Source organism: Sphingomonas sp. OTU376, assembly GCF_038440415.1.
GTDB lineage: Bacteria > Pseudomonadota > Alphaproteobacteria > Sphingomonadales > Sphingomonadaceae > Sphingomonas > Sphingomonas kyeonggiensis_A.
Map to the genome: position 1 here is coordinate 41,966 of NZ_JASATQ010000038.1, position 7,559 is coordinate 49,524.

Consider the following 7,559-nt stretch of genomic DNA (forward strand, 5'->3'; position numbering starts at 1 on the left):
TTTCCTTTCCTCATTGGATGCCATGCCGCGAGCAGCTACAACCTCAACCTAAGTTGAGGTCAAGCGGGAAATTGCGGTGCGCGGGAACGAACTGCTGACGATCGGTGAACTGGCGGCACGGACCGGAATCGCGGTGTCGGCGGTGCGCTTCTACGAGGGGAAGGGGATCGTCCACCCGATCCGCACCAGCGGCAACCAGCGGCGGTTCCTGCGATCGGACATCCGCCGCATCTCCTTCGCGCTGATCGCCCAGCAGCTCGGCCTCACCTTGCCGCAGATCGCCGAGGAGCTGGGCAAGCTGCCCGAGGGGCGCACGCCCACCAGTGCGGATTGGGCGCGGATCAGCCGCGGCATTCGCAAGCGGATCGAAGTGCAGATCGCCCAGCTCCAGCGTACGCTCGACGATCTCGACGGCTGCATCGGTTGCGGCTGCCTGAGCCTGAAGAAATGTGCGCTCTACAATCCCGACGACCGCGCCGCGCGCAACGGCGCAGGCCCGCGCTTCATCCTGGTCTCGCGCAAGGTAGCGCTCGGCCTGGATTGAGCGCGTGATTTTGTTGCGGGGCAGCGCAAGATTCCTTCGGGCTGCGGCTTTACCCCGCGCCCGTACCCCGCAATAACGCGGCCCCAAGGAGATCGGGGTTTATGCGGAAATACTTGGTTGGGCTTGCAATGATGGGAGCGCCGCTGATGGCGAATGAAGCGCTGGCGCAGAACAAGGACCTCACGCTCGAACGCGTGTTCGCCAGCCCCGATCTGAACGGTCCGCAGCCGCGCGCCGCCAAGCTCTCGCCCGACGGCAAGTTCCTCACGCTGCTGCGCAACCGCGCCGACGAGAAGGAACGCTTCGACCTGTGGGCGATGGACACCCGCACCGGCGAATGGCGGATGCTCGTCGATTCGAAGAAGTTCGGCAGCGGCGCCGAGATGTCCGAGGCCGAGAAGATGCAGCGCGAGCGGGCCCGCATCGCCGGCACCAAGGGTATCGTCGCTTATGACTGGGCGCCCGACGGGAAGTCGGTGCTCGTGCCGCTGGACGGCGAACTTTACCGCGCCGGACTCGATGGCAGCGTCGCCAAGCTGCCTGCCAAGGCAGGTCCCAAGCTCAATGCCGAGATCAGCCCCGCGGGCGGTTATGTCTCGTACGTGCAGGACCAGAACCTGGTGGTGATGGGCCTGGCGAGCGGCAATCCCAAGCCGATCACCGAGGATGGCGCCGGTACCGTCCATTGGGGCGAGGCCGAGTTCGTCGCGCAGGAAGAAATGGCTCGGTTCAAGGGCTATTGGTGGGCACCGAACGATCGCTATGTCGCCGTCGAGCGTTTCGACGAGGCGCCAGTGGGCGTGGTTACCCGCGCCGCGATCGGTGCCGAGGGCACGCAGCTGTTCCAGCAGCGCTATCCCAAGGCCGGCACGCCCAATGCCAATGTCGAGCTCTACGTCATGGATCCGAACGGCGACCACAAGGTCGGCGTCGATCTGGGGACCGACAAGGACATCTACCTTGCCCGCGTCGACTGGTCGAAGGACGGCAAGACGCTCTACGTCCAGCGCGAGAATCGCGAGCAGACCGTGCTCGACCTGCTCCAGGTCGATCCCGCCACCGGCAAATCGACCGTGCTGTTCAGCGAGAAGGCGCGTGCGAAGAGCTGGGTGAACCTGTCCACCGCGCTGACCCCGCTCGACGACGGCAGCCTGCTCTGGTGGTCGGAGCGCGACGGTCATGGCCATCTCTACCGCTTCGCCAAGGGCAAGTTCGCCCAGATCACCAAGGGTGATTGGGAAGTCACCCCCGATGTCGTCGGCGTGGACGAGGCCAAAAGCCGCGTCTTCTTCCTCGGCAACAAGGACGGCGTGCTCGAACGGCACCTCTATTCGGTCGACTACAAGAAGGGCGGGGCGATCACCCGCCTGACCGAAGCCGGCTGGTGGAACGAGGCGACGATGGATCCCTCGGGCACCCGCGCGATCGTCAAGCGCTCGAACACCGGACAGCCCGCCCAGACCTATCTGGCCGACGCCACCGGCAAGCGCATCGCCTGGGTCAACGAGAACGCGGTAACCGCCGCCGATCACCCCTATAGTGCCTATCTCGCCCAGCATCGCGAGCGGACCTTCGGCACGATCAAGGCGGCCGACGGCTCGACGCTCAACTGGGAGATGATCACGCCCAAGCTCGAGCCGGGCAAGAAATACCCGGTGTTCTTCCAGCATTATGGCGGCCCGCATTCGCAGACGGTGAGCAAGGCCTGGGGCGGCGCGCTCCAGCAGTATCTCGTGTCGCGCGGCTATATCTGGTTCCAGCTCGACAATCGCGGCTCGGCCAATCGCGGCGTCGATTTCGAGAGCCAGATCTGGCACGCGATGGGCACCGTCGAGGTCGAGGACCAGGTCGCCGGCGCGAAGTACCTGAAGACGCTTCCCTATGTGGATGCGAGCAAGGTGGTCACCTATGGCTGGTCCTATGGCGGCTACATGACGCTCAAGATGCTGGAAAAGGCGCCGGGCGTGTTCGCCGCGGGGGTCGCCGGCGCGCCGGTGACCAAGTGGGAGCTGTACGACACCCATTATACCGAGCGCTATATGGGCGACCCGAACAAGGTGCCCGAGGCGTACAAGGCGTCGGACAATATCGGCGAGGCGGCGAAGATCGCCGATCCGATGCTGCTGATCCACGGCATGGCCGACGACAATGTCGTGTTCGAGAACAGCACCGCGATGGCCGCGACGCTGCAAAAGGCCGAAGTGCCGTTCGAGATGATGTTCTACCCCGGCCACACCCACCGCGTCGGCGGCCCGGGCATCAGCGTCCATCTCTGGAACACGATCCTCGACTTCCTCGATCGCAAGACCGGGGCGAAGTAAGCCTCTGGTGAACGGCCGTCGGTAAGGAGTTGGATCCGGTCCAGCCAACTCCTCCGTCACCCTGAACTTGTTTCAGGGTCCAACTTTCCGCGAGCGGTATCGCCTCGGGCACGTTGGATGCTGAAACAAGTTCAGCATGACGGCATGGGACGGAGGGCCGAATATCGATTTGCTCAATATCTGCGACTCGACGCAGATATCTTGCTGACCTATCCTTCCCCTCGCTTCGGCGGGGGGAAGAGTGATGACGGATGCGACAGGGGCGGCGTTCGCGCCGGTGAGCGGCAGGGCACGGATCGACGTGCTCGACATGCTGCGCGGACTGGCGATCCTCGGCATCTTCTTCATGAACATCCCCTTCATGGGGGCGCAGCTTTCCAGGCTGTTTCGCGATCCGCGCCTGATCGGCTGGGATCCGCTCGACCAGGCGAGCTGGTGGGGAATCCAGGTGGTGCTGGAGGGCACGCAGCGCGGCCTGCTCGAAATGCTGTTCGGCGCCGGGCTGATGGTCTTCGCCCGGGTGGCGATGACGCCCGATGGACCAGTCGCGGTCGCCGACCTCTATCTGCGGCGCAACCTCTGGCTGCTCGGCTTCGGCATCTTCGATCTGTTCATCCTGCTCTGGGCGGGAGACATCCTCCACATCTATGCGCTGGCCGCGCTGCTGCTCTTCCCGTTCCGCCGGCTGAGCGCGAAATGGCTGGTGGTGCTCGGCCTGGGCTTTGCGCTCTACACGGCAGGCACCGGCGCGCTGCGCTATGTCGAGCGTGCGGCGCTGGTCGAGCGGGTGCAGGTCGCCGAGCGGAAGCTTGCCGCGCATCAGCCGGTGACGCCCGCGGAGAAGAAGGCGCTCGAGGAGTGGCGCAAGAAGGTCGAGCGGCTGCGCACCGGTGGCGACGAGATCAAGGGCATCGCCGAGATGGAGGCCAAGGGGCACGGCGGCAGCTTCCTGGCCTATGCCGGGATGCAGATCGGCTTCTACCAGATGTTCCTCTGGCCCGAGATATTGAAGAGCGTGGCCGAGGCGTTCTGCATGATGCTGATCGGCATCGCGCTATGGAAATGGGGCGTGATCCAGGGCGAGCGCAGCGCGCGCTTCTACCTGCTGCTGATGCTCGCCTGCTACATCCCCGGCATGGCCATGCGGGTGGTTGCGGGCCACGAATTCCTGTCCAATGTGCCCGGCCCCAAGCTGTTGTGGATGACGCAGGAATTCGCCCGGATGGCGGTGTCGATCGGCCATGTCGCGCTGGTCAACCTGGCGGTGAAGAGCGGGGTAGGGCGGGTGATCTTCGGGCCGTTCAAGGCAGCGGGACGAACCGCCTTCTCGCTCTATTTCCTGCAGCAGATCATTGGGATCTACATCCTCTACGCCCCCTGGGGCCTTGGGTTGTGGGGGCGGCAGAGCTGGTCGGACCTGGCGGGCACGGTGCTGCTGGTGATCGGCGGCCAGCTGCTGCTCGCCAATCTCTGGCTGCGTTTTTTCAGCACCGGCCCGCTCGAATGGCTGTGGCGCAGTCTGGCCTATCTGCGCTGGCAGCCCTTCCTCCGGCGCGCGAGTCCGGTGGAAGCCTAGCGCCGCCCCACCGCGCCCGGCATCGTCCCGTCCGGACGCCGGCACACCGCCCGCGTCTCGGTGCCGTCATAGTGGCACAGGTCGATCCAGGGCTCGCCGCCGGTGGCGCGGTTGCGGCCATAGTCCATCATGCAGCGCATGAATTCGGGGATGAACATCGCCCCACGCTTGGCTTCCTTGAGCGGGCCGCAGGTGATGCTGCCGTCATAGGTCGGCCGGTAGTTGCGATAACCGTCCGCGCTGACGAACCAGATCGCGCCGCCCGGCCGGCTGAGCCGCAGCGCGGCGATCGAGCCGACCTCGAGCTGGTTGACCATGATCGCCTGCCCGCGCTGGGCGGCGCGCAGTGCGTCGGCCTTCTTGTCGATCTCGGCGGGATAGCCCGGCATCACATCCTGATCGGGCGGCAGCCAGGTGGAGCCGTTGCGGATGACATAGATCTCGCCCGGCTTGGCGGGCGCGGCTTCAGGCTGGCGTCCGGTCAAGCGCGCGCGCTCCCGGCGGACGATCTCGCTCGCGACCCGCTGCGCATCCGCCACCGAGGCGAGGAACACCGACTGGCGCACGCCGCCGTCATAATAGGTTTTCCCGTCCACCCGCACCTGCTGGTAGAAGACCGGCACTGCCGCCGATGCCAGCGCCGCGCCCGCCAGGCACTGGGTCGCCCTGGCCAGGTCCGCATCGCTGTTGCCATAGGGCGCGAGCAGCTCCTGCACATCGACATAGCCGAACTCGCCCGAATTGGCTTCGATCAGCCCGAGCAATACCTTGCGCGTCTTGCTGTCGCGCAGCGTCCTGACGATGCACACCCCGGCGCGCCCCTGGGGCGATTTGGGATCGTAGATCGCCGGGCAGATGCGCTGCTCGAAGCGGCGGCGCAGCGGCTTGAGATTGGCCAGCGCGCCGTTGATCGCCGCCATCGCCTGCAGCCCCTCGCGATCGACGATGTCGCTTTCCTTCGCCGGCGAATAGGCCGCGGTCAGCGCAGCGCGGATCGCCACACCCTCGTCATCCTGCCGATCCAGCCCGGCGCCGACGAACAGCGATTGCAATGCGCCGGTACTCACCCCGGTCACCACCCCGAAATCGGGGAACTGCCGGTTCTCGACCAGCTGGTTCATCAGCCCCACGCCGAACGCGCCCCATTGCCCGCCGCCGGAGAGCAGCAGCACCGGCCGTTCGGGGGCAGGGGGGGCAGCAGGATCGGCGGCGAGCCGCGCCAGCTCGGCGGAAGCGAGCCGGTTGGCCAGCTCGCGCTCCGCCGGCGGCAGCGTCTCCAGGTCGAGCGCGCGGATCTGGCGCTCCAGCGGGGTCAGCTCGATCGGATGGATGAAGCTGGCGAAATTGGCGCAATCGAGCTTGAGCGCGCCCTTGAAGGCGCAGCTGCCCAGGCTCAGCCCCATCAGCACGATCAGCAGGATCCGCCGCATCATCCCCTCCACTCTTTTCGGGTCGGTAACAAAGTTGCGTGAAACGCGTCTTGCGTGAAATCGACAAAAAGCCCAGCCATCGCGTGAAACAAGCAGCGCTTGCTTGCGCATATGCTGGGATGCGCGTAGCGCGGCCCCAGTTTCCACCCTGGAGTAAGTGATGGGCTACCGTGTCGTCGTCGCAGGCGCCACCGGCAATGTCGGGCGCGAAATGTTGAACATCCTGGCCGAGCGGGAATTCCCGATCGACGACCTGGCCGTGCTGGCCTCGTCGCGCTCGACCGGCGATATTATCGACTTCGGCGAGACCGGGAAAACCTACAAAGTCCAGAACATCGAGCATTTCGATCCGACCGGCTGGGATATCGCGCTGTTCGCGATTGGCTCGGATGGCTCGAAGCTCTATGCCCCGAAGTTCGCTGCCGCCGGCTGCACGGTGATCGACAATGCGTCGCTCTACCGCATGGACCCGGACGTGCCGCTGATCGTGCCGGAAGTGAATCCGGAAGCGATCGACGGCTACAAGGCGCGCAACATCATCGCCAACCCGAACTGCTCGACCGCGCAGATGGTCGTGGCGTTGAAGCCGCTCCACGATGCCGCCAAGATCAAGCGCGTCGTCGTCGCGACCTACCAGTCGGTCTCCGGCGCGGGCAAGGCGGGCATGGACGAACTGTTCGAGCAGTCGCGCAACATCTTCGTCGGCGACAGCGCCGAGCCGAAGAAGTTCACCAAGCAGATCGCCTTCAACGTGATCCCGCACATCGACAGCTTCCTGGACGACGGCTCGACCAAGGAAGAGTGGAAGATGGTCGTGGAGACCAAGAAGATCCTCGATCCGAAGATCAAGGTCACCGCCACCTGCGTGCGCGTGCCGGTGTTCGTCGGCCATTCGGAAGCGATCAACATCGAGTTCGAGGACGAGATCTCGGCCGAGCAGGCCAAGAACATCCTGCGCGAGGCGCCGGGCATCATGCTCGTCGACAAGCATGAGGACGGCGGATACGTCACGCCGATCGAATGCGTCGGCGAATATGCCACCTTCATCAGCCGAGTCCGCGAGGATTCGACGGTGGAGAACGGCCTGTCGATCTGGTGCGTTTCGGACAATCTCCGCAAGGGTGCCGCGCTCAACGCGGTGCAGATCGCCGAGCTGCTGGGCCGCCGCCACCTCAAGAAGGCCTGACCGGATGATAGCGGGCGGCTGCCGCTGCGGCGCCGTCCGCTACACCCTGGCAATGGACGACCTGCCGGCCGTCTATTGCTGCCATTGCCGCGACTGCCAGACGGGTTCGGGCAGCGCCTTTGCCGAGCAGGCGCCGGTGCGCGAGGCCGCGCTGGCGATCGTGGAAGGCGAGGTGGTGGACTTCACGCTGCCCACCTCGAACGGCGCCATCTCGCGCCACTTCGCCTGCGGCATCTGCCACACGCGTCTCTACAATGTGAACAGCGGCCGGCCGGGCCTGGCGATCGTACGTGCAGGCACGCTCGACCGCAGCGACGAGCCCAGCCCGCGCCTGCATATCTGGACCAGCCGCAAGCAGCCCTGGATCGTCATCGCCGACGACGTCCCGCAATGGCCGGAAAGCGCGCCGATGGCGGAATTCGCGGCGCTGCTGTTTCCCCGGGAAGCGGCGGAGTAGCGGATCCCCCGGGGGGGGGGGGGGGGGGGGGGGGGGGGGGGGGGG

At 65.7% G+C, this 7,559-nt stretch carries 6 protein-coding genes; 5 read left to right on the plus strand and 1 reads right to left on the minus strand.

Going from position 1 to position 7,559, the window contains the following annotated elements:
• Positions 1–76: 76 nt before the first annotated feature.
• The 3 genes from soxR to AAHM44_RS15760 all read left to right on the plus strand — a co-directional run bounded on the left by soxR (position 77) and on the right by AAHM44_RS15760 (position 4,441).
• On the plus strand, positions 77–544 hold the full coding sequence (gene soxR / locus AAHM44_RS15750) for a redox-sensitive transcriptional activator SoxR (protein ID WP_184167326.1): 468 nt from the start codon (positions 77–79) through the stop codon (positions 542–544).
• 101 nt (positions 545–645) lie between these two features.
• The gene (locus AAHM44_RS15755; protein WP_446745997.1) at positions 646–2,865 is read left to right on the plus strand and encodes a DPP IV N-terminal domain-containing protein; all 2,220 of its coding nucleotides are present in this window, start codon (positions 646–648) and stop codon (positions 2,863–2,865) included.
• A gap of 244 nt (positions 2,866–3,109) precedes the next feature.
• Positions 3,110–4,441 (plus strand): DUF418 domain-containing protein, encoded by a 1,332-nt coding sequence (locus AAHM44_RS15760; RefSeq protein ID WP_342250579.1) that lies wholly within the window; start codon positions 3,110–3,112, stop codon positions 4,439–4,441.
• Here the strand turns inward: AAHM44_RS15760 and AAHM44_RS15765 are convergent.
• The gene (locus AAHM44_RS15765) at positions 4,438–5,871 is read right to left on the minus strand and encodes a patatin-like phospholipase family protein (RefSeq protein WP_342250580.1); all 1,434 of its coding nucleotides are present in this window, start codon (positions 5,869–5,871) and stop codon (positions 4,438–4,440) included. The genes AAHM44_RS15760 and AAHM44_RS15765 overlap by 4 nt on opposite strands.
• Positions 5,872–6,031: 160 nt before the next feature.
• Here AAHM44_RS15765 and AAHM44_RS15770 point away from each other — a divergent pair, with 160 nt between their 5' ends.
• Together AAHM44_RS15770 and AAHM44_RS15775 are read left to right on the plus strand one after the other, a co-directional pair.
• Entirely contained in the window at positions 6,032–7,057 is a 1,026-nt protein-coding gene (locus AAHM44_RS15770; protein WP_342250581.1) for an aspartate-semialdehyde dehydrogenase, read from the plus strand.
• A 4-nt stretch (positions 7,058–7,061) separates the two neighbouring features.
• Positions 7,062–7,514, plus strand: a complete 453-nt coding sequence (locus AAHM44_RS15775) for a GFA family protein (RefSeq protein ID WP_342250582.1) — start codon at positions 7,062–7,064, stop codon at positions 7,512–7,514.
• Positions 7,515–7,559 lie beyond the last annotated feature (45 nt).

Bases quoted from the DNA above. Each gene is read 5' to 3' on its own strand.
- AAHM44_RS15755 (WP_446745997.1), top strand. From the start codon at position 646: ATGCGGAAATACTTGGTTGGGCTTGCAATGATGGGAGCGCCGCTGATG.
- AAHM44_RS15760 (WP_342250579.1), top strand. From the start codon at position 3,110: ATGACGGATGCGACAGGGGCGGCGTTCGCGCCGGTGAGCGGCAGGGCA.
- AAHM44_RS15765 (WP_342250580.1), bottom strand. From the start codon at position 5,871: ATGCGGCGGATCCTGCTGATCGTGCTGATGGGGCTGAGCCTGGGCAGC.
- AAHM44_RS15770 (WP_342250581.1), top strand. From the start codon at position 6,032: ATGGGCTACCGTGTCGTCGTCGCAGGCGCCACCGGCAATGTCGGGCGC.
- AAHM44_RS15775 (WP_342250582.1), top strand. From the start codon at position 7,062: ATGATAGCGGGCGGCTGCCGCTGCGGCGCCGTCCGCTACACCCTGGCA.